This is a genomic window from Novimethylophilus sp., assembly GCF_036504375.1.
Taxonomy (GTDB): domain Bacteria; phylum Pseudomonadota; class Gammaproteobacteria; order Burkholderiales; family Methylophilaceae; genus Novimethylophilus.
Window position 1 is genome coordinate 1 of sequence record NZ_DASXVH010000042.1, and the last position, 20914, is coordinate 20914.

At 62.1% G+C, this 20914-nt stretch carries 19 protein-coding genes, 1 pseudogene and 1 riboswitch; all 20 genes and pseudogenes read right to left on the reverse strand.

The genetic code is table 11. From position 1 onward, the window contains the following. Nucleotides 1–238, reverse strand: a 238-nt coding sequence (locus tag VGK14_RS05990) for a DUF4197 family protein (protein WP_331508036.1), incomplete at its 3' end; no start/stop codon positions are given. 62 nt (nt 239–300) lie between these two features. Further along, nucleotides 301–849, reverse strand: coding sequence for a class I SAM-dependent methyltransferase (locus tag VGK14_RS05995; protein WP_331508037.1), 549 nt, complete (start codon nt 847–849; stop codon nt 301–303). 58 nt (nt 850–907) lie between these two features. Beyond that, nucleotides 908–2203 (reverse strand): HD-GYP domain-containing protein, encoded by a 1296-nt coding sequence (locus VGK14_RS06000; RefSeq protein ID WP_331508038.1) that lies wholly within the window; start codon nt 2201–2203, stop codon nt 908–910. A gap of 175 nt (nt 2204–2378) precedes the next feature. Further along, nucleotides 2379–2462: riboswitch (cyclic di-GMP riboswitch) on the reverse strand. A gap of 767 nt (nt 2463–3229) precedes the next feature. Beyond that, a complete protein-coding gene (locus VGK14_RS06005; protein WP_331508039.1) occupies nt 3230–4321 on the reverse strand; it encodes a hypothetical protein in 1092 nt (363 codons plus the stop codon). Between the two features lie 72 nt (nt 4322–4393). After that, nucleotides 4394–4639 (reverse strand): DUF2274 domain-containing protein, encoded by a 246-nt coding sequence (locus VGK14_RS06010; RefSeq protein ID WP_331508040.1) that lies wholly within the window; start codon nt 4637–4639, stop codon nt 4394–4396. Continuing rightward, the gene (locus tag VGK14_RS06015) at nt 4636–5928 is read right to left on the reverse strand and encodes a TrbI/VirB10 family protein (protein WP_331508041.1); all 1293 of its coding nucleotides are present in this window, start codon (nt 5926–5928) and stop codon (nt 4636–4638) included. Before VGK14_RS06015 ends, VGK14_RS06010 begins: the two co-directional genes overlap by 4 nt. Nucleotides 5929–5930: 2 nt before the next feature. Further along, nucleotides 5931–6956, reverse strand: a complete 1026-nt coding sequence (gene trbG / locus VGK14_RS06020; RefSeq protein ID WP_331508042.1) for a P-type conjugative transfer protein TrbG — start codon at nt 6954–6956, stop codon at nt 5931–5933. Further along, nucleotides 6953–7657 carry a conjugal transfer protein TrbF gene (gene trbF / locus VGK14_RS06025; RefSeq protein ID WP_070158053.1) on the reverse strand — a complete coding sequence of 235 codons (705 nt, stop codon included), beginning with the start codon at nt 7655–7657 and terminating at the stop codon, nt 6953–6955. The genes trbG and trbF overlap by 4 nt, the downstream gene beginning before the upstream one ends. 24 nt (nt 7658–7681) lie before the next feature. After that, nucleotides 7682–9061, reverse strand: coding sequence for a P-type conjugative transfer protein TrbL (trbL, locus tag VGK14_RS06030; protein ID WP_331508043.1), 1380 nt, complete (start codon nt 9059–9061; stop codon nt 7682–7684). Between the two features lie 11 nt (nt 9062–9072). Beyond that, entirely contained in the window at nt 9073–9801 is a 729-nt protein-coding gene (gene trbJ / locus VGK14_RS06035) for a P-type conjugative transfer protein TrbJ (protein WP_331508044.1), read from the reverse strand. Further along, nucleotides 9798–12248: a conjugal transfer protein TrbE gene (trbE, locus tag VGK14_RS06040; RefSeq protein ID WP_331508045.1), complete on the reverse strand. Its 2451-nt coding sequence runs from the start codon at nt 12246–12248 to the stop codon at nt 9798–9800. Before trbE ends, trbJ begins: the two co-directional genes overlap by 4 nt. A gap of 10 nt (nt 12249–12258) precedes the next feature. Beyond that, nucleotides 12259–12528: a VirB3 family type IV secretion system protein gene (locus VGK14_RS06045; protein WP_331508046.1), complete on the reverse strand. Its 270-nt coding sequence runs from the start codon at nt 12526–12528 to the stop codon at nt 12259–12261. Then, nucleotides 12525–12902 (reverse strand): TrbC/VirB2 family protein, encoded by a 378-nt coding sequence (locus VGK14_RS06050; RefSeq protein ID WP_331508047.1) that lies wholly within the window; start codon nt 12900–12902, stop codon nt 12525–12527. Before VGK14_RS06050 ends, VGK14_RS06045 begins: the two co-directional genes overlap by 4 nt. Continuing rightward, nucleotides 12899–13939, reverse strand: coding sequence for a P-type conjugative transfer ATPase TrbB (gene trbB / locus VGK14_RS06055; RefSeq protein WP_331508048.1), 1041 nt, complete (start codon nt 13937–13939; stop codon nt 12899–12901). The genes VGK14_RS06050 and trbB overlap by 4 nt, the downstream gene beginning before the upstream one ends. Then, nucleotides 13936–14400 (reverse strand): ribbon-helix-helix protein, CopG family, encoded by a 465-nt coding sequence (locus VGK14_RS06060; RefSeq protein ID WP_138928444.1) that lies wholly within the window; start codon nt 14398–14400, stop codon nt 13936–13938. The genes trbB and VGK14_RS06060 overlap by 4 nt, the downstream gene beginning before the upstream one ends. Then, nucleotides 14397–15563, reverse strand: a pseudogene (locus VGK14_RS06065) (type IV secretory system conjugative DNA transfer family protein); the annotation flags it as partial. The gene VGK14_RS06060 and the pseudogene VGK14_RS06065, both read right to left, overlap by 4 nt. Nucleotides 15564–15800: 237 nt before the next feature. After that, nucleotides 15801–17054 (reverse strand): hypothetical protein, encoded by a 1254-nt coding sequence (locus VGK14_RS06070; protein WP_331508051.1) that lies wholly within the window; start codon nt 17052–17054, stop codon nt 15801–15803. Between the two features lie 449 nt (nt 17055–17503). Beyond that, complete coding sequence (locus VGK14_RS06075) at nt 17504–17869, reverse strand: hypothetical protein (protein WP_331508053.1); 366 nt, start codon at nt 17867–17869, stop codon at nt 17504–17506. A gap of 1 nt (nt 17870) precedes the next feature. Beyond that, complete coding sequence (locus VGK14_RS06080; RefSeq protein WP_331508054.1) at nt 17871–18119, reverse strand: hypothetical protein; 249 nt, start codon at nt 18117–18119, stop codon at nt 17871–17873. A gap of 94 nt (nt 18120–18213) precedes the next feature. Then, a complete protein-coding gene (locus VGK14_RS06085) occupies nt 18214–20898 on the reverse strand; it encodes a molybdopterin-dependent oxidoreductase (RefSeq protein ID WP_331508055.1) in 2685 nt (894 codons plus the stop codon). Between the last annotated feature and the right edge of the window lie 16 nt (nt 20899–20914).

A 20914-nucleotide genomic window follows, 5' to 3' on the forward strand; every position in this document is an offset into this window, starting at 1 on the left:
CCATCATGCGCATGGCTTTTTCAGCCTTTTTCAGCGAATCCGGCAACGGGATCTTGACCTTGGGATTACCCAGGAAGCCATCGGTAACGCCCAGCTTGCCCACTGCGGCGCCGGCTCCCTGGATGAGCGCATCCTTGAGCCCGCCTGCGGCATCCTTTTGGCTTAAGTCGGAGACACCGAGGGCCGAAGCGGAAAAACTTAGCGCTAAGGCGATCAATCCCACAAATAGTTTATGCATGGTGCGCTCCTCGAAACGGTTGGACATCTGGAGCACATGGTAATACCGAACGGTAAAGCCCATCAACTTCCGGCATTGATCGCGCAAATTCTCTGGATTTCAGCCGGTCTCGGCTTGGACACCTCCCCTTGTTCGAAGGCGACCACCTTGAGCCTGGCAGCGAACGCTCCCAGCAGCTCGTTCGTTTTTAACAGAAAATCCGGATTGCTCGGCTTGCCGAAACGCTCGTTGCCTACCATGAAAGTTTCATAAATCAGCACGCCTTGCGGATGCAGCAGGTCCGCGAGCAGCGGCAGCAGCGGCCGATACAGATAGCGGCTGACGACGACGCCGTCGAACTTGCGCCCGGCATAAGGCCAGGCGCCTGACTCCAGATCGGCAGAAACAGCTGTAATATTATCGATGCCGTGCAGGCGTGACAGCGCCTCCTCATCCCGATCGACCGCCTCTATCTGATACCCCTGTGCGGCCAGCCACAATGCATGCCGGCCGTTGCCGCTGGCAATATCCAGCACCTGGCCGCCATTGCGGATCAGCGCTGCGAACCGGCATATCCAGGGAGAAGGGGGTTCGTGCGACAGGTGGCCGCAATGGACGACATCATTCTGCATCCGCAGCTTCCCCGTGGAATGCTGATCCAAGTTCACCACAAAGCAGGCCGATACCGATTCACACCGGGAACGGATCGGTCCCGGTTCGGAATTGTTGACCGGCGATGACATCCGTCATGTCCAGCGGCGCGCCATCCGTCGGTTGCTTGTTGAGGAAGTAATAACAGATACGCTTGCGCGGGCGGAGATACTCGAACGCATCCTGCGGCAGTTGCAGCGGGCGCAGGCATTTCTTGATGCTGAGGCCCACCTCTTCGCTCAGATCGATGACCACCGGCGTCTCGCGCGACACCTTGGGTTCATGGATCATCACGAAAGGCAGCAACGGCTTCTGCGGATTGACCGTCATGACGATGCCGTAAACACCGTTGGAAAGCTGCACGATGCTACCCGGCGGATAAACGCCCAGCGACTTGATCAGCAGCCTGAGTATGGTTGAGTCGAACTTTTGCGGCTGCGTGACATACATATGCGACAGCGCTTCATACGGCGTCATCGCGTCGGCCGGATTCGCCGGATTGCACAGGTTTTCGTAATCGTTGACGATCCCCAAGAGGCGCGCCAGCGGATCGATCTGCGCTTCCTTCAGATGCTTGGGATAACCCGAACCATCGACGTATTCGTGATGCTGCAGGATGATTCTGGCGATGCGCTCGGACATGCCGGATTGTAGCGCCAGCCGCGACCCCAGTTCGCAATGCATGTCTATGAACGATTTATTGAGTGGGCTTTCCGCCTTGCCGATATCGTGAAAGATCGCCGCCAGCCCCAGTTCGCGCGCATCCTCGTCGGACATGTCGAGCGCTTTCGCCAGCATCAGCGCAAGTACGGTCACGTTGAGCGAATGTACATAATTTTCCTGCTGGGAATGATTGCTGCCGACGGCGTGCAGCACCACGTCACTTTCCGTAAGTGCCGACTTCACCATCTGGTTGACCAGTAATTCCGCCTCTTCGCGGGCGCTCGCCGGATGAGCCGATAAATTACGCGTGACAGCCCGCACCCGATGGGCATCCACGACGAATTTCCGCTCGCAGGAGAGAATGATATCGTTAAGCTGTTTGAGGCGGTTCGAACGCTTCTGCAGATCCAGCGCGGGCGATACCGGTACTGCGACCTTCATGGGTGCCCATGCGGCCGGTACCGTTGGCGGCAGCAGCGGTTCGCAATCGCTGCGCAGTGGATCGTAACGCAACTGTTTCAGCTTCAGGGCGCGAATTTTCTCGATCTGGCCTTCATCTTTGATCTTGAAGTTGCTGAAGGTGAAAGGATGGCCCATCCAGCCCAGGTCGAGATGGATATAGAGGCCGACACACAACTGGTCCGGGTGGATGTAATGCGATTTCATTTTCATGACGGTCTCCTGCAAACGGGGCATTTGCCCGAGCACGAGGCTCAACATCAAGCAATGCCGTATGGAACCAGCGCGCCTCACTCGTCACGTCCGGAACTCCACATTCAAATCCAGAAACTTCCGATCAAGGATAAGGATGCAACGAAATCTGACGGGGACCTGGAACAAGGCCTGTACCGGCAGCCCCGCCGTCATAGGAATATCCCTTAGACCGGAAACTTTGCGTCCCCACCTTTCGATGGGTTTGCCTTTAATTGACCATGGCACGAACAATCGGGCACAAAAAACACGGTCAAATACTAATGCCTAAGTCTTTCCTAAATCGACCAGCAGATGCAAAACATTAACGACAAACGGAAAGCCATACCCGATAAGCGGCATTTCAGGCACAAGCGATGTGACCATTTTTATCGGGAATAGTTACACAGAGGTTACGCGGTATGCGTACTCAAGGTAGAATTACGTCCTTCGCCGGGGTGACGGAATTGGTAGACGTAGCGGACTTAAAATCTGTTTTGTCAAGTCATTTTTTCTTGTGCCGCCTAGGCGGAAGGTTAATAGTGACAACGGTTTGCGAGCATTCAAGGCGTAGCTTCGCGGCTCGGCTTGATGGCCAGGAGCCAAGCAGGAGCCAGCGGAAAGAGGTGTAGGCTCCATAGCATCGTGCAATGCCCGAGTGGTGAAATCGGTAGACACAAGGGACTTAAACAATTTGAGCCTTCGGGGGGAAACGCCCGAAGTGAAGCCCGTCAAAGTCGGCGAAAGCCCTGGATGCCCCTGCATCCGAGCCAACGCCGAGCCAAGCCCAGGCCCAGCGCTTGGGAAGGTGTAGAGAGCAGACGGCGGGCACCTACGGCCGCAAGGCTATGGTGAAGGCGTGCTCCAGACCACGAACAGCGCATGCGCTGGCGGCGAAAGCCGAAGTGGTAAGAAAATCCCTCGCCGTAAGGCGTGCCGGTTCGATTCCGGCCTCGGGCACCATCCAAAGCCGCTCCTGTTCACACAGAGGCGGCTCTTTTTTTGCGCTCAAGGCTGCGTGGCATGTTTCAACGCCAAGCACTTTTCCAGATAGCTGTCTGAGAACGCACGGAGGTTTACGCGGCGCACCGATTGTTCCGCTTGAGAACCTGGGTACTCGCGGTGGGGCAGGCAACGGGCTAGCGCAGTACCAAGCTGCGCGTGAAGGCGACCGTCCGGATTCAACTCCCAAGCGCCATTGGCTCGCCCGTCCGGTAGCATCACTACGGCACCACACCGGACTTCGCCCAAGAAGTCCTGCAACAAGTAGTCGCGAGTGGCAATGTATGGGAACACCATCGCACCTTGGACACCGGCGGAAAAAAGCGCCACCGCCGGCAGCATCACATCATGCCCAAGATTGAGTACAGCTTTCTTTTGCTCATCAAGGCTGAACATCAGTTTGGTGTCCTTCTGCACCTTACTGAGCACCTTGTTGCGAAAGAGTGCCGGCTGTTCCTTCACCAAGAACAACAAGGCTGCCAGATAGAAAGGCAGTTGCAGGAATGGCAGGTCCACCGCTCGGATCAACCCACTCAGCCACTCTAGCTTGGATTCGGCGCTGCCTGGCTGGTGGTAGAGGTACAGAATCGCCGGCAGATAGCCCGACAGCAGCGACGCATTTTTCGCAAGGTCGGGTTTTGCGTCCTCCAGCGCCTTGTCAAAGGTTCTGGTGTTTTGCTTTACATCCCATGCACCAAAGCGCCGTCCCAGCAGTTCAGCAAAGTCATGCAGAGCCTGGCTGGCACCGCCAAACTTCTGCCGTTGTTCGAGCATCGCCATCGTCGGATTCAACTCCAACGGCTTCGAGCGCAGCAGGTTCTCCAGGTAATCGGTATTGGCCGAACGCCGACCTTCGATCATGTCGGTCAACACGTTGTTGTCGAGCACCAGCGAGTGCAACACCTTCGTTCCGGGAGGCACCGCTCCCCTCCGGTGCAACATCGGCCGGATGTACAGCGCATCGGTGTCGCCAGGTGGTGATGCCACTACCTGACCATCAACCACCCAAGTCTCGCCAATCAATGGCTCGACCACATCAAAGCCTCCCATGATTTCCGTTCCGCTCCATGTTTTCCTATCGCGTACAGCCAGACGCACGGGGTATAGCTGTCCTTCTGGTATCGGACAATACCAGTCGAGTGGCTGGCACACGATACCTCTGTCTGCATCTCATCCGGGAGCTGATCGTGCGCTCTTGCTCATCTGCCCCTTCCTGAACCCTCGATCTCCAGCAATGAACGCTTCGAGCATGTACGGGATCAGCATCACCGCATCGACTGTCTCGCCATAGGTCTGTGCATGCAGCGCAGCGTAGCGATCGAGGTCGGCCTTGAGACTGGTCGGGCACGTAAAAGTCAGTTTGACGCTCTCGGTCTTCGGCAGCGGGCCCAACCGCAACTTGTGCGTGGTGCTCATCGTGAAGTTCCCCGATTGAAGAACAGCGGCTGATAGGGCCGCAACACCAGATCCCGATTGACGATGATGCGCACCGGCAGGCCTGGCCGTTCCGTCAACGTGGGCTGGATATTGAGGTTGCGCCGAGTCATCTCTTGGCCAACCTGGTTCACACTGTCCTGCAAGCTGTTGCGCCCGGCGTTGATGACGCGATCGCCGTTCTGGCGGTTCTCCGGCGCAGCCAGTTCGGCACCGACACCCAGCAGCGTCGTCAGTGCCGCGCCGGCAAAGATGCGATCCCAATGCCATTCGACGCCATCCTCCAGTCCGGAGTTGCCGGCCGGGTCGGCACCAGCCAGGTTGTCCAGCGTCAGTGATGAGGTGTCGGGCAGGATGATCCGATTCCACACCACCTGCACCCGGCTCTGCCCGTAGCTCACCTGGCTGTTGTAGCGGCCGAGGATGCGCGAACCCTGCGGGATCAGCAGGAACTTGCCGGTGGCCGTGTCATAGACGGGCTCCGTCACTGTGGCGATCACATCGCCCGGCAGATCGGACTTGATGCCCGTAACCAGGGCACCAGCGATCACCGTGCCGGCCATCACCTGATACGGTGAAGCCGGCATTTTCAGATTCCCGGAATTGCGGGTTTCCGTACTTCCTGCTTTCAGGAACGCCTCCTTCTGGTCCTGCCGGTTCTGCACGGCGGTCGAATCGGCAGGCTGCGCTGCTGTTGAAGCCGGCCCGGCAGCCATCGGATCGAAGCCCGCAAGACCGGATGCAGGACTGGCCGTGGCCACCTGCGTCGGCGTGGCTGCGGCGCGCTGGTTGCTGGAACGGAAAAACACCGATGCGCCCGCAGCCGCTTCAGCTTCCTTGCGCTGTGCGTCGTGCTCGGCATTCGCCGGAACGTGGCCCGGTGGCGTGGAGGTGGGCACCACCGGCTGCTGCGACTTCACGATGGCCGGACCCAAATCGCCCGGCAGCGGTGGCCCCAGTTCAGGTACTTGGGGAGGCAAAGCACGCGGCAGCTTGGAGTAATCAGTCGGAAGCTGGTCCAGTCCTTCCGAGCGCGAAACGCGATCCACGTTGTAAAGCTCGGCCTGTTCGCCAGCACTGCGCTTGCGCGGTTGCAACGACCACATGGTTGCGCCCAACACGGCCACGGCGAGGCCACCGGCCAGGATCGCCAAGGTGCGCCGGTTCAAGCGAGTCACGGGGCGCGGCTGGGCTCGCAGCGCGACGTTCTCTGGTGCGACTTTCGGGGCTGTGTCGGGAACGGGCATGTCCGGGGTGTCGTTTGGGCTCATGGTCAGTTCCCTCGCGTTGCGCCCACGACCCCATCCGTGCGCTCGATGCGTACCACTTCGCCCCCATCGCTTCCCTTGCCACCGCCAAGGCGCAGTTCGGCCGCGCCGAACAACCGATCCACGATGTAGTACGGCGAGCGGAAACGGTAGTTCACCAGTTGCCCATCGCCCTGAGCGCCGATCACGAACAGCGGCGGCAGTTCGCCTTGCGCGATACCCGGCGGGAATTGGATATACACCTTCTCGCCATCGTCAAAGGCGCGCAGCGGCTTCCACGGCGGCATACTGCCGCTGATGGCGTAGCGGAAGCGAATCTTCTCCAGCGACAGGCCGGTATCAACAGGGGCGGTCACCTGCGCGGCCTGTGCCTGGCGTTGCAGGGCCAGCATCCGATCTTTTGGGTATTCCCACGACACCGAAGCCATCCAGGCGCGTTCGGTTGACGTCAGCTCGATCAGGTAGGTGCGCCGATTGGTGGTGACGACCAGATTGGTTTTGAGGCCCGAGCGGATCGGTTTGACCAACACGCTGACGCGCAACGCCTCGCCGGTGCCGCTGGAGGTGTCGCCGACAATCCAGCGCACCGTATCACCGGCGGCAACCGTCACCAGTTCCTCGCCGGGTTGGAGAGAAATCACCGTGACCCGTCCCGGCGCCGCATAGACCTGATACAGCGCGCCATCGGTGAAGGGCCAGACCTGGATGGCGTTGACGTAGCCCTCGCGTGTGGGCGCAATGCGTGCCTCGGCATTGGCACGCGATACCCGCAGCTTCTCATCGGCGGGTTCAGGTGACGCCTTGGCCTCGATGCTCTCGGGTAGAGGTTTCATCTGTGCCGGCATCGGCAGCACCTTCGGCACCTCCACCACTTCCACCGGCTTGGGCGGTTCGGGCAGCGGCTGGGCCTGGACCGGCTCGTCGAGCGAGATGACCGGCGGCGGCGTGCCTTTCGTGGCGCAGCCCTGCAACGACAGAACTGACGCTGCAAGCGTCAACACAAAAGCGTAAAAGCGGAAAGACGGGTTCATGGCTTGGCTCCTTCGGCGGCATCGAGTTCGCGGCTCCACGACAGTCCGTTGACGTAGATGCCCAATGGGTTCTTGCGCAACCGCTGCTCGGTGCGCGGGGTTTGCAGGACGGTGGAAATCACAGCGTTCCAGCGTTCAGTACCGGCCGGCGCGCCATTGACGAAGCGCTGCTCGGTCCAGCGGACGTTGAACGACGCGTCGCTCGCGCGCACGACGCTGGTGATCTGCACCGTGACCGACTCCTTGCCGACACGGGCGAACGGGTCATGGGTGCGCGCATACTCGTTGAGCACGCCCGCGCCGCGATCGGTGGTGTAGTCGTAGGCATCGAGCCAGTTCTGGCGGACGACGATGGGATCGATGGACAGCGAACGAACCAGCACGACGAAGTGCGCCAGGTGGTAGGCGATCTGGGCATCGTTCGGTCGGTACGGCGTGGCCGCTTCGCCGACCGCCCGAACCTGTCCGGCCTGATCCACTTCCACCACATAGGGCGTGACGATGGACTGCGCCGAGCGCCAGACTAGGCCGCCCGCCATCAACAGCGCGAGCACCAGACAACCAAAGGCCATCAGCCGCCAGTTCTTCGCCTGCACGCGGGCCGAGCCGATGCGCTCGTCCCACACCTGGGCGGCGGATTGGTAGGGCGTGGCAGGCTGCGGTGTATCGGCATAGCGCACCTGCGGTCGTTTGAATCGCATGGTTTGTTCTCCTTATGAATGGCTTCAATCGTCGGAACTGTTCAAACTCGGGCCGCGGCTCGAGCCGCCACCGTCGCCCCCGCGCAGCGTGTGGGCGGCGGTCGTGGCGGCATGGCTGATCTGCTGGCGGCGGTGCAGGCGTTTGGCCCAGGCGGGTTGTGCCTGTTGCTGCGGGTCAGCAGCGCCGGCATTGGCTTCGCTGGCGGTGGATTGGCCCTTTACAGCGGCGCCACCGGATACCGGCCCCGAATCGTCGGAACGGAAGGCGGCGGATGCGCGCTGCCCGATGGAGCGCATCCCGGCGGCGGCCTTTTGCCCGACAGCTTGCGCACCTGTCTTGGCAACGTTGCCCAAGCCGGCTGCGGCGCCCTTGAGACCACCGCCGGCGGCTGCGGAACCGGCTTGATAGGCCGATCGAGCACTGCCCGCAGTCGAGGCAGCAGCACGCGCACCGCTGCCAGCCATCTTGGCTGCGGCGGGTGCCATGCGCGCTCCGGCTACCACCGCACTGCCCACGCCGGTTGCGGCAGCACCGACCGCGATGGCCGTACCGGCTGCACCCATCGCTGGAGCGGCCATCGCACCCGCGCCAAGCTGCGGCGCCCCGGACACCAGGCCCGTAGCGATGCCGGGGCCGAAGATACCGAGTGCCAGCATGGCGAGCGAGGCCAGCATCACCACCAGTGCGTGGTCCACGGAGGGTTCATTGGGCGTGACCTGGAACTCGGCGAACAGCCCTGTGCCGATACCCACGATCACGGCCAGCACCAGCACCTTGATGCCCGAGGACACCACGTTGCCGAGCACCTTTTCGGCGAGGAAAGCGGTCTTGTTCCAGAGCGCGAACGGCACCAGCACGAAGCCGGCGAGCGTGGTCAGCTTGAACTCGATCAGCGTGACGAAGAGCTGCACTGCCAGCACAAAGAAGCTGATGATGACGATGAGCCAGGCGAGGAACATCACCACGATGGGCGCAATGTTGATGAACACCTCCGGGAAACCAGCCATCTCGCTGATCTGCTGCAAGATGGGCGCAGCGGCGTCGATGCCGGTCTTGGCGAGGCGCCCCGGCTGCAGGAAGGTCGCCATGCTCATGGTCGAACCTGAGGCCGTCAGTCCCAGGCCGGCGAAGGACCGGAACACGATCCCGGACAGCCAGTTGAAGTTACCGATGATGTAGGCGAAGGTGCCGACGTAGAGCACCTTGCGCAGCAGCTTGGCCATCACGTCTTCGCCCTGCCCGGTGGCGTGACCCAGCGCCCAGTAGAGGCCGGCCAGGGTCATGTCGATCGCCACCAGCGTCGCGGTCAAGAACGCGACTTCACCGTGCAGCAGGCCGAACCCCGAATCGATGTACGTGGAGAAGACGTTGAGGAAACGGTCGATGACGGAGACGTCGTTCATGGCCGCATCCGTCAGTTGCCGTAGAAGTTCACGGACTGCGGCGTGTACGCCGTGCCGCCGCCGAGGAAGCGGCGCGTCACCTCACGCCCACGCTCGACGGCGGCAGCTTGCCGCGCCAGTTCCAGCGAGGCCGCGCGCCCCTGCGTGAGCTGGAGTTGCTGGGTCTGGATGGACTGCTTGGCTTGCAGGGCCAAGAGCTGATTGGTGGCCTGCATCGCCTGCAAGGCGCCGGTGGCCGATTGACTCTGGTCAACCAGATCGGCCAGCACACCCTCATCCTGGTTCAGGTTCTGCGACACCTGCGCCTGCATGCGCATGGCGGTCTGCAAGCCCTGGAGCGTGTTTTGCCAGCGCTGGTGCGCGTCCTGGAACATCCGGTTGCCGCTCACTGTGGCGGCGTACTGCTCCGGGTACAGTTGCGCGAACTGCTGGTCCATGTTCTGGATGTCGAAGGCCAGCCCCCGCGCTTGGCCGATCAGTTGCCGCGTCGTGTCCAGGTTGCTCCGCAGGCGATTGACCACGTTGAACGGCAGGCTCGCAAGGTTGCGGGCCTCGTTCATCAAGGATTGCGCTTCGTTCTGAAGCTGCTTGATCTGGTTATTGATCTGCTCCAGCGTGCGAACCGCCGTCATGGTGTTCTGCACGAGATTGGTCGGATCAATGACAACCCATTGCGCTTGAGCGACCGGCATGCCACCGATCAAGGCAGCGACAGCGACGGCAAGAAGACGTTTTTTCATGATGAAACCTCCAGAGGTTGGGAAGCAAGGAAGGACGCGGCCGACGGAGCGGACAGCAATAGGTCGGCCGCCCAATCGAGGCCGCGATGGCGCAGCCACGCACCTGCGAAGCTCAGTGTTCCGGCATCGCGCAGTACGGTGTCGATAGCGCGTTGGTCTTGGGGCGTCGAAGCGCCCGCAAAGGCGAGCGTGACTGGCCCAAGGTCCAGATCGAACAGGCGATTGCCCAGACGCGACTGGTAGTAGTAGTCGTGCTTGGGCTGGGCGGTGGCGACGATCTCGATTTGCCGACTGTTGAGCCCGAAGCCCTCGTAGATCGTGCGAATCTGCGGGTCGGTGGCCTGCGGGTTGGGCAGGAAAATGCGGCTCGCGCAGCTTTCGATGATCGCGGGGGCGATGGTCGAGTCCTTGATATCAGCGAGCGACTGCGTGGCGAAGATGACGCTGACGTTCTTCTTGCGCAGCGTCTTGAGCCACTGGCGAATGCGGGCCGCGAACACCGGGTCATCCAGGAACAGCCAGGCTTCATCGAGGATCAGCAGCGTCGGCGCGCCGTCGAAACGCTCGTCGAAGCGCGCGAACAGATAGCCCAGCACGGCCAATACCGCGGCCTTGCTGTCCATCAGTTCTTCCATCTCGAAGCCCTGAACGTCGCCCCCGCCCAGCCGGTCGCTGTCGGCGTCGAGCAGCTTGCCGTGAGCGCCGCCGAGCACATAGGGCGCGAGCGCCTGACGCAGCACGTTGGATTGCAGCAGCACCGACAGGCCGGTGAGCGTGCGCTGCTCTACGGGCGCGCCCGCGAGACTGACGAGCGCCGACCAGATGGCAGCCTTCTCGTCCGGGCCAACCGTAATGCCTTCATGCCGCAGGCGACCTTCGACCCACTCGGCGGCCCAGGTGCGATAGCCCTCTCGATCGATGCGTGCGAGTGGCTGAAACGCGATTGCGCCATCGGCGCCCAAGTCGTAATGCTCGCCACCCAGGCCGAGGATGGTGGCGCGCATGGAGCGCCCCATGTCGAAGGCGAAGATGCGCGAGCCGGGATAGCGGCGGAACTGCATCGCCAGCGTGGCGAGCAGAACCGACTTGCCCATGCCGGTCGGGCCAGCCACCAGCGTATGTCCCACGTCGCCGATGTGCGTCACCAGCCGGAACGGCGTCGCGCCATCGGTACGCGTGACGATCAGCGGCGGGCCATCGAGGTGCTCGTTCTTTTCCGGCCCGGCCCACACCGCCGACACCGGCATCAGGTGCGCGAGATTCAGCGTCGAGACGATGGGCTGGCGCACGTTGGCGTAGGCATTGCCCGGCACTGACGACAGCCAGGCCTCCACGGCGTTCAGCGTCTCCGGGATCGTCACGAAGCCACGTCCCTGGATGACGCGCTCCACCATGCGCAGCTTTTCGTCGGCCGCGTTGGCGTCGGCGTCCAACACGGTGACGGTCGCCGTGACGTAGCCGAAAGCGACTTGATCGCTGCCCAGCTCCTGCAAGGCCGCGTCTGCGTCGGCGGACTTGTTGCTGGCGTCGGTATCGACCAGCGGCGACTCCTGCTGAAAGATCGTCTCACGCAGCAGCGCGAGGACGTTCTTGCGCTTGGCGAACCACTGCCGGCGCAGGCGGCCCAGTTCCTTCTCGGCCTCGGCCTTGTCCATGCACAGGAAGCGCGTGCTCCAGCGGTAGGTGAACCCGAGTCGGTTGAGGTCATCCAGAATCCCCGGCCAGGTCGAGGTCGGGAAGCCACGCACCGTCACCACGCGCAGGTGCTGGTCGCCCAGCATGGGCGCGAGGCCACCGACCAGCGGCGCGTCGGCCAGCAGCGCATCGAGATGGAACGGCACTTCCGGCAACGCCAGCGGATAGCGACGCGTCGAGACGGTCGCATGTAGGTAGGTCAGCGTCTGACTGTCGTCGAGCCAGTTGATCTCCGGCATCACGCCATCCAGCAGGTCATAGATGCGATCGGTCTCCGCGACGAAGGCCAACAGGCGTTCGCGCCAGTCCACACCTTGCGTGGGCGTGTTTTCGTAGAGCAGCTTGGCTGCGCGGGCGCGGGATTCTTCCGCTGGCAGGTATTGCAGCGTAAGGTGATAGCCACTCTCGAAGTGGTTGCCCGACTCCTCGAAATTGGCGCGCCGCTCCTCGTCCACCAGCCAAGACAACGGTTCCGGGAAATCCGAGTGCGGATAGTCCGCCGCCGGTCGGCGTTCGGCTTCGACGAACAGCGCCCAGCCAGAGCCAAGCCGCCGCAGTGCGTTGTTCAGCCGTGCCGTGGTGGCAATCAGCTCACCTTGCGTTGCGCTGTCCAGATCCGGCCCACGAAAGCGCGCCGTGCGCTGGAAACTGCCATCTTTGTTGAGCACGACACTCGGCGCGATCAGCCCGGCCCACGGCAGCCAGTCGGCGAGCAAGGCCGGTCGCTGGCGGTATTCGGCGAGGTTCAGCATGGCATAGTCCTCACACGTCCAGCAGCGGTTTGTGTTTCAGGTGGGTGGCAAACACCTGCATGAACTGCGGATCAACGCGCGCGCCCCACATCGCCAGCGAGTGGCCAACGATCCAGAGCACCAAGCCAGGAATCCACAGTTGCAGGCCCAAGCCCACGGCGGCGGCCAGCGTGCCGTTGGCAATCGCCACGGTGCGCGGCGCACCGCCCAACAGGATCGGTTCGGTCAGCGAGCGATGCAGCGGAATCTCGAAGCCTGGCAGGTCATGGGTCGTGTTCATACGACGGCCCCGCCGGAGAAGCTGAAGAACGACAGGAAGAAGCTCGAAGCCGCGAAGGCAATGGACAGACCGAACACGATCTGGATCAGCTTGCGAAAGCCGCCCGATGTGTCTCCGAAGGCCAGTGCTAGGCCCGTCGAAATGATGATGATGACCGCGATGATCCGCGCCACCGGCCCCTGGATGGAGTCGAGGATGGATTGCAGCGGCCCTTCCCAAGGCATCGAGGAACCTGCTGCCTTTGCGGTGCCGGCCATCGTCAGCATCACGGCGGCCAGCAGCAGGCCGTGATGGGCGGGCTTGGCGAGGCGGCGCAGGCGAGCGAGGATCGAAGCCTGATTTACGGAAATACGGAAAGCATGGGCGTGCGTCATGGCAGTTCTCCAGAGTGGTTGGGGGACTTGGAAGGAACGATGGAAGACAGCGGCAGCAGCTCTGGAAACGGTGTTTCCAGCGCGTCCGCTAAGCGATAGCCCGCGCCGTCGAATCCGGCGACACGGGCGATGGTTTCGATGCGGCGCTTGCGGCCACGGCCGACGATGAACACGACCACGTTCACCGCCTCGGCAATCAGTGCGCGCGGCGGATTCACCGCGACTTCGAGAACCAATTGCTCCAGGCGCAGCAGCGCACCCAGCGCGGAACCGGCGTGGATGGTGGCGATGCCGCCGGGATGGCCGGTGCCCCAGACCTTGATGAGATCCAGCGCCTCGCCGCCGCGCACCTCGCCGACCACCACACGGTCCGGGCGCAGCCGCATCGTGGCGCGCACCAGCTCGGTCATGGACACAACGCCTGCGCGCGTGCGCAGCGGCACATGGTCGCGCGCTGCGCATTGCAGCTCGATGGTGTCTTCGAGCACCAGCACGCGGTCGCCGGTGACGGCGATCTCGGCGAGCAAGGCATTCGCCAGCGTCGTCTTGCCGGTGCTGGTGCCGCCGGCGATCAGGATGTTCTGGCGTTCCCGCACCGCATGGCGCAGGAACTCGGCCTGTGGGGCGGACAGGATGCCGTCGGCGACATAACGATCCAGACCGATGATGCTCACGGCCCGCTTGCGCAGCGCGAAGGCTGGCCCTGGTGCAGCGGGCGGCAGGATGCCCTCGAAGCGTTCGCCGGTCTCGGGCAGCTCGGCGGTCAGCAACGGCTGGCCGCGATGGACCTCCGCGCCGACGTGTGCGGCGACCAGCCGGATGATGCGTTCGCCGTCTTCTTCAGACAGCTCCACGCCCAGCGGTGCGCGGCCGGAGGACAGGCGGTCCACCCACAGCGACCGGTCGGGGTTGAGCATGATTTCCACCACGTCCGGGTCTTCCAGCGCAGTGGCGATCACTGGCCCCATGGCCGTGCGCAGCATGCGGATGCGCCGGTCGAGCGACGTGGCGGTGAAGGACTCGGGTTGCGCGCTCATGAGGCACGCTCCTGGGCTTCGGCCAACGCCGCCGCTTCGTCCAGCCGCGCAGAGTCGGGTTGAAGTTCCTCCACCACGTCACGCACGAGACTGCGCCCGCGTAACAAGTGGCGGCCGAGCTGTTCGACAAACTGCTCGAAGCGTGCCTTGCCCTGGGCACGAGCCGCTTCCTGGTGTGCTTCGGGAACCGGTGTGCTGACAGTCAGGAAGTAGCGAACGAATAGCGCCAGCGTCTCGATCTCGATGTTCTGATCGCGCTCCAGCCGCTCGAACTGGCGTGACAGCCGGTCCAGTCGCTTGGCGATGGCCGCTTCGCGCTGATCGCCCGCGTCCGGCGACAGCCAGGACGCCAGTGCCGCCGCGACGATGGATGACTTGGATACACCTTTCTTGGCGGCCAACTCGTCCAGGCGTTTGGCATGTTCTGGCGGAATGAACAGGTTGAGGCGGTATTGGCTCATAGCTGGATTCCATCATCGGGGTCGAGGGATGCCAGCCGGGCCGTGCGTTGCATGGCCGGGTCGAGCTGGCGGGGAAGCGGCAGCGGCAAGTCGTCGTCATCGAGTAGCGCCAGGTCGTTGCTGGCAGGCTCCTGTTCGGGGTGGTACTCGGCGACTTCGGACAGCTCTGGCTGACGGCGTGGCCCGCCGTCATCGGCGGTGCCGGTTTCGCTGTCGGCCAAGTTCACGCCTGCGGCTGGTTGAGTCGGCACGGTCGGGATCGCCAGGCCGTTCCAGTCGTCGGGCTGCCGAGGCGGTGCATCGGCGTAGCGGCTGGCTGCAAGCGTGGGCGGCGGCAGTACGCGCCGCTTGAAGTTCACGTCGGCGTAGTAACGCAGTTTCTTGGCCTTGATCGGCGCCACGCTGGACACCATCACCACAGCCTCGTCGGGCGGAAGCTGCATCACCTCGCCGGGCGTCAGCAGCGGCCGCGCCGTTTCTTGCCGCGACACCATCAGGTGCCCCAGCCACGGCGCGAGCCGGTGGCCAGCGTAGTTGCGCTGGGCGCGCAGCTCAGTCGCGGTGCCGAGCGTTTCGGAGATGCGCTTGGCGGTGCGTTCGTCGTTGGTGGCGAACGTCACACGAACATGGCAGTTGTCGAGGATGGAATGGTTCTGGCCGTAGGCCTTGTCGATCTGGTTGAGCGACTGCGCGATCAGGAAACTGCGAATCCCGTAGCCGGCCATGAACGCCAAGGCCGTCTCGAAGAAATCGAGGCGACCCAGTGCCGGGAACTCGTCAAGCATCAACAGCAATTTGTGACGGCGCACGATGCCGTCGCTGCCATTGAGCGATTCGGTCAGGCGCCGGCCAATCTGGTTGAGGATCAGGCGCACCAGCGGCTTGGTGCGACTAATGTCAGATGGCGGCACGACCAGGTACAGCGATACGGGGTGCTCGGCCGAAATCAGGTCGGCGATGCGCCAGTCGCAGCGCGAGGTGACTTCGGCCACCGTGGGATCGCGGTACAGGCCGAGAAACGACATGGCCGTGGACAGGACACCCGAACGCTCGTTGTCCGATTTGTTCAGCACCTCGCGCGCGGCCGAGGCGACGACGGGATGCGGCTTATTCCCCTGATTTGCGCCAAGATGGCGCGTCGTCATCATCCGGTGCAGCGTCAGGCGATCCATCCAAGGCCGGCCAAGAGCAACAGCCAAAACACAACACGGATGCGCTTGTGACGCGGCGGGATCATCATGGTTTCCAGAGCCCTGACTTGTCTTTCATGCGAGCCTCTCAATGTAGTTGATAGCCATTACCTCGCACCCAGGAGCTTGCGCTTTGCACCGAGTGCATAGATACGGTCCTGCACTTCGCGCTTCTCCGTTTCGCTATTTGGTTGTTGATTTTCACGGGCTTCACTTCGCCTTCCATCCCTTCACCAGGCCGGTCATTTGCTGTAATGCCTTGGCACGGACACCGTAAATTTCCTGATCCATTTGCTTGAATAACGCTTCACGCTCCATGACCATGCGGGCGGCGAACAATTTGTCATTCTTGATGCGATCGGGCCAGTCGGCACCACCCTGTTTTTCCAGAAAATCCTTGAATTTGGTGAACATCTGATGCCTTGCCAGGCCTTCGGCCTTGTCCTGATTCTGTATGATTTTTTCTTTTGATTGCATGAATTTCGGATCGGCTTCCTGACGCGCGACCAGATCGCGCCAATCCATGCCTTTCCGGGTTGCTGTCGCAATTTTGGCTTCTGCTTCCGCATGAGTATGCAGACCGGCATTGACCTTTTCCCAATAGGCCTTGACCTTCTCCGGCTCGCTGAGCGGATTCAGATATCTGGCGCCTGGGTTACTGGGCCCGGGCCATTGCTTGCCCGTTTTGGTGGGATCCGCACCCATCATATCCGCAAGACCTTGGTATATTTCCTTATCGAAAGGCAGCAAATCTTCCGCCATGTTTTTGGCAGAAGTCTTGAGTGCCGTCCTCTCCGCAGGGTTCATCCCTTTGAGCATGCGCGGGTCAATCGCAGCGGGCTTGGCTCCAAGAAAACACAGATCGACGACGGAAGGGTCCTGCGAAGGGCGGCAGGCCTCTTTATTTTTGGAATCCTCGTTACCACTTCCCTGATTGGAGGTGCCTCCACTGAGGGACGTACGTGTCGTTTCTGGCTGCGAGCTGCCGTGATCACTGCCTTTGAGTTCTTTCAAGCCAGCGCTGCCCGTGTCGAATCCACTGCCCTTGAGGCCGGAATTGTCCGACCCGGCAAGGCCTTTCAGCTGGCCCAGCGCCGAGCCGGATGATCCCTTAAGTGAGTTTGCCGCCGAGTCACGGCCGCGAATGAACTCAGCTTGCTTGCGCTTTTCCTCGGCCAGACGTTCGCGCTCGATGCGCTCTGCTTCTGCCTGGCGTTGGCGTTCTGCGGCGGAAGCGGCAGCTGCCGCTTCCTGGGCGCGCTGCGCGGCTCCATAGTCGTAGTCGGAATTCCCGGAGCCCCCGGAATTGTTGGAGGCGGGCGCGTTATCGCGGCAGCTGTAACATTCGGATGGTCCCATATCCACTCCTCCACCCCATGCGCTGGCCGGAATGAAAATAGGGCAAAAGATTCCGAGCGCGGTCATAAGCACTGCGGATAGCCTGAACTTGAGCATGTGTTTCATTTTTTCCTCCCCGGGTAGGGTGTATTTATGCACCATGTGAGTTACCATGTATTGGTGCATGGAATGCCCCTACGCTCGCTCCCACCAGGGATGAAGTTGCGCCGGTAGTCGGTCATGGTGCGTAACCGGCTTCAGTATGTCCCGTTGTCATCATTCGATGGGTTACGCTGCGCTATTGCCGCATGTAAACTCTGGTATCGACAATCTCTCCGCTCTGACGACGGAACATCCGCGTCGCCTGCCGACCATCTGACGATATCTCAATAATAACTGCCCCAAGCGCAGCAGGGTTTGGATTAGGCCATTCGCAACGCAGTCTATCCAGGACGCAGCTATCATCTGGATAGTGGAAAGAGCTCTCCCAGGATATGACTGTCGCCCGCTTGCCATGGATCGTGATCGTAGACCAATAATTGGCTTCTTTTATCTCAAAGCGATAGATTGCGCCATCAAGGGCTCGAATGAACGTTTCGTCTTGTTCCCGTTTTTTTTGCAGCCTGCACTTCGGGCGAATTCGCTTTCTCGATACCAAATTCAAGTCCCGCAATACGCCGCTTGACGTCGGTCGTCTGCGCGGGATCGTTAAGACCAATCAGGTAAAACCCGCAGTGGCGCTTGGCGTCCTCGAATTTGCCCGCTTTCTCGTAGATCGTACACAGATCGGCGTAATAGCCCATCGCCCACGGCGCGACGACGGCTTTTTCATACTCGCGGGCCGCCGCAAGAAAATCGTCCTCTGATTTGGCGTTCTTGAAGGCGAACTGCGCGCGGCCCTCGAATGCAACCGCCCCTTCCGGAAAATGCGTAGGGTGCATTTCATGCACCAATACTCGATGAATCGGCATGGTACATGGAATGCACCCTACAGTGCCGGATGGCGTTATTTGCCTGCCATGCAGCTGCGAGGCAGCTCTTCATTTGAGTTTCATTTTCGGATGGGCAGGCATCGAACTCGATCGTGGCATAGGCCACAACCCGCAACGCCTTGCCATGATACGCGTCCGGATCGGCAATCAGCTTGGCCAGCGACACATGCCCGCCGCATTCCGGGTTCGGCGCGGCCAATACCGAGGTCGTCAGGCAACACGTTGCGACGAACAGAACCCTGCCGATGCAGGACCACCGACGGTACGGTATGGACCGCCCATACCGCACAGAATCATCCCACCAGCCGTTTCAGCTCCGGCACGCAAGAGCCGCACTCGGTGCCGCATTTAAGCTGCGCTTGCAGCGCCTCCAGGCCGGCGCCTTTGCCCACCAGCGCCTTGATCTCGCTTTCCGCCACATCCTTGCAGCTGCAGACGATGCGCCCTCTGCCCTGCTTGCCGTTCGGCGGCGCGTTGACCGGCGCCAGAGCCCACATGCGCACGTCGTCGGGGAAATCGTCATGGGTCATGACTTCCTTCAACCATTCGGCCGCGAGCGTCTCGCCGACAAGGCGCACGCCGGTGACCTTGCCGTTTTCCACCGCCACGCGCTTGGAAATACCGCGCTTGGGATCGCGATAGGTGAGGCAGGGCACGTCCTCGGTCAGCCCGAGCAGCACGTCGAGTTCGTCGATCAATGCCTGCGGCGCGGGTTTGGCGCTGGCCGCGCGTAGCACCACCATGCCGTCGTCGCGGCCGTACAAGCCGCAGCTGGCGTATTCGAAGCGCCACAGGATGGGTTGCAGGGCTTCCAGCAGTTTGAGCGTCTCGCGGCCGCGCCGCATCATGATGAGGCGCCAGGGCAGATCCAGCTTTTCCACCTTGACCGCGGCGTGCTTGAGTTCCGGCTGTTTTGAGACGGGATCGAAGGCATTGACGGTGAGCGCGTTGCAGCCCATGCCGTTCATCTGCTGGCCGCCCCAGTGCATCGGCAGGAAAGTCTGCGCCGGCATCATTTCGTCGGAGTCCCTGACGCGCACCGTCAAGCTGCCGCGCCGGCTGGAAACCTTGACCAGATCGCCGCTCTGCAGTTGGCGCCGCGCCATGTCCTCGGCATTCATCGAAAGCATGGGCTCTTCGACGTGATTGTATAGCTGCGGCACGGTGCCGGTGCGGCTCATACCGTGCCACTGGTCGCGCAGGCGGCCGGTGGTGAGGTGCAGCGGATAGCGCGCGTCGGTTTTTTCGGCCACCGGCCGGTATTTGACGTTGGCGAAGCGTGCCTTGCCGCCCGGCTGTTCGAATACGCCGTCCTCGTACAGCCGCGCTTTGCCTTGCGTCATGCCTTCGCGCAGCGGCCACTGCTGCGGGCCTTGCGCGTCGAGCATGGCATAGCTTAAGCCCGTGATGTCGAGATCGCGCCCTCTGGTCGTCTCGCAGTGCTCGTTGAAAATTTCTTCCGGGCTCTCGTACGGAAACATGTCGAACGCCTGCTTGCCGTTTTCCAGCATAAAGCCCAGCCGGCGCGCGAACTCGACCATGATTTCCCAATCGGCGCGCGCTTCGCCGGGCGCCGGCACTGCCGGGCGCACATGGGTGATGCGGCGCTCGGAATTGGTGACGGTACCTTCCTTCTCGCCCCAGGTGGTTGCCGGTAGCAGCACGTCCGCATATTGGGCGGTATCGATATTGCGGTAGGCATCCTGCACCACCAGAAACGGCACGTTCTCCAGCGCGTCGTGCACGCTGGTGAGATCGGGCATGGATTGCGCCGGGTTGGTGCAGGCGATCCACAATGCCTTGATTTCACCCTTGCGCGCGGCCTCGAACATTTCCACGGCGCTCTTGCCGGGCTTGTCGGGCACGCTATCTATGCCCCACAGACGGGCTATCTCGGCACGATGCGCCGGGTCGGCGAGATTGCGGTGCGCGGACAGCAGATTGGCCATGCCGCCCACTTCGCGCCCCCCCATGGCGTTGGGCTGTCCAGTCAGCGACAACGGCCCCGCGCCCGGTTTGCCGATCTGCGCGGTAGCCAGGTGCAGGTTGATCAATGCCGCATTCTTGTCGGTGCCGCTGGTGGACTGGTTGAGGCCCTGGCAGTACATGGACAGCGTGGGGCCCGCGCCGAACCAGCGCGCGGCGGTGACGATGTCGGCTTCCGGCACGCCGCAGATATCGGCGACGAACCTGGGCGTATATTCACGCACGGTTTCCTTGAGCGCATCGAAGCCCTCGGTATGCTCGCGAACAAAGGCCATGTCCGTGAGGCCTTCCCACAGCAGCACGTGCAGCATGCCGTTGAACAGCGCGACGTCGGTGCCCGGCTGGATGGGCAGGAACAGGTCGGCGCTCTGCGCGGTGTCGGTGCGGCGCGGATCGACGACGACGATTTTCAGCTCCGGGTTGCGCTGTTTGGCATCCTCGATGCGGCGGAACACGATCGGGTGCGCATAGGCGGTGTTCGAGCCGGCGATGAACAGGCACCTAGTATGGTCGATGTCCTCGTAGCAGGCCGGCGGCGCATCGGCACCCAGCGTGGCCTTGTAGCCCGCCACCGCGGACGACATGCACAGGCGCGAGTTGGTATCGACGTTATTGGTGCCGATGAGCCCCTTGGCCAGCTTGTTGAAGACGTAGTAATCCTCGGTCAGCAGCTGGCCGGAGATGTAGAAAGCCACGCTGTCCGGCCCGTGCTCGCGGATGGCCTGGGCGAACTGCTGCACCGCATGATCCAGCGCGTCATCCCAGCTCACGCGCTGGCGCAGCTCGTGGCGCGACAAGCGCATTTCGGGATATAACGCACGCAGGTCAGGCTTGGTGGTGAGGTGCAGCGTGGCGCCCTTGGTGCATAACCGACCAAAATTTGCCGGATGATCCGGGTCACCGCGCACGCCGACAATGCGCTCGCCTTCGGTCTGGATCAGCACCCCGCAGCCGACGCCGCAGTAGCAGCAGGTGGATTTGGTTTCTTGCATGGGCCGGATATCCAAA

Excerpts from the sequence above, each read along its gene's own strand:
- VGK14_RS05995 (WP_331508037.1), bottom strand. The coding sequence starts at position 849 with ATGCAGAATGATGTCGTCCATTGCGGCCACCTGTCGCACGAACCCCCT.
- VGK14_RS06000 (WP_331508038.1), bottom strand. The coding sequence starts at position 2,203 with ATGAAAATGAAATCGCATTACATCCACCCGGACCAGTTGTGTGTCGGC.
- VGK14_RS06010 (WP_331508040.1), bottom strand. The coding sequence starts at position 4,639 with ATGAGCACCACGCACAAGTTGCGGTTGGGCCCGCTGCCGAAGACCGAG.
- VGK14_RS06015 (WP_331508041.1), bottom strand. The coding sequence starts at position 5,928 with ATGAGCCCAAACGACACCCCGGACATGCCCGTTCCCGACACAGCCCCG.
- trbG (WP_331508042.1), bottom strand. The coding sequence starts at position 6,956 with ATGAACCCGTCTTTCCGCTTTTACGCTTTTGTGTTGACGCTTGCAGCG.
- trbF (WP_070158053.1), bottom strand. The coding sequence starts at position 7,657 with ATGCGATTCAAACGACCGCAGGTGCGCTATGCCGATACACCGCAGCCT.
- trbL (WP_331508043.1), bottom strand. The coding sequence starts at position 9,061 with ATGAACGACGTCTCCGTCATCGACCGTTTCCTCAACGTCTTCTCCACG.
- trbJ (WP_331508044.1), bottom strand. The coding sequence starts at position 9,801 with ATGAAAAAACGTCTTCTTGCCGTCGCTGTCGCTGCCTTGATCGGTGGC.
- trbE (WP_331508045.1), bottom strand. The coding sequence starts at position 12,248 with ATGCTGAACCTCGCCGAATACCGCCAGCGACCGGCCTTGCTCGCCGAC.
- VGK14_RS06045 (WP_331508046.1), bottom strand. The coding sequence starts at position 12,528 with ATGAACACGACCCATGACCTGCCAGGCTTCGAGATTCCGCTGCATCGC.
- VGK14_RS06050 (WP_331508047.1), bottom strand. The coding sequence starts at position 12,902 with ATGACGCACGCCCATGCTTTCCGTATTTCCGTAAATCAGGCTTCGATC.
- trbB (WP_331508048.1), bottom strand. The coding sequence starts at position 13,939 with ATGAGCGCGCAACCCGAGTCCTTCACCGCCACGTCGCTCGACCGGCGC.
- VGK14_RS06060 (WP_138928444.1), bottom strand. The coding sequence starts at position 14,400 with ATGAGCCAATACCGCCTCAACCTGTTCATTCCGCCAGAACATGCCAAA.
- VGK14_RS06070 (WP_331508051.1), bottom strand. The coding sequence starts at position 17,054 with ATGAAACACATGCTCAAGTTCAGGCTATCCGCAGTGCTTATGACCGCG.
- VGK14_RS06075 (WP_331508053.1), bottom strand. The coding sequence starts at position 17,869 with ATGCACCCTACGCATTTTCCGGAAGGGGCGGTTGCATTCGAGGGCCGC.
- VGK14_RS06085 (WP_331508055.1), bottom strand. The coding sequence starts at position 20,898 with ATGCAAGAAACCAAATCCACCTGCTGCTACTGCGGCGTCGGCTGCGGG.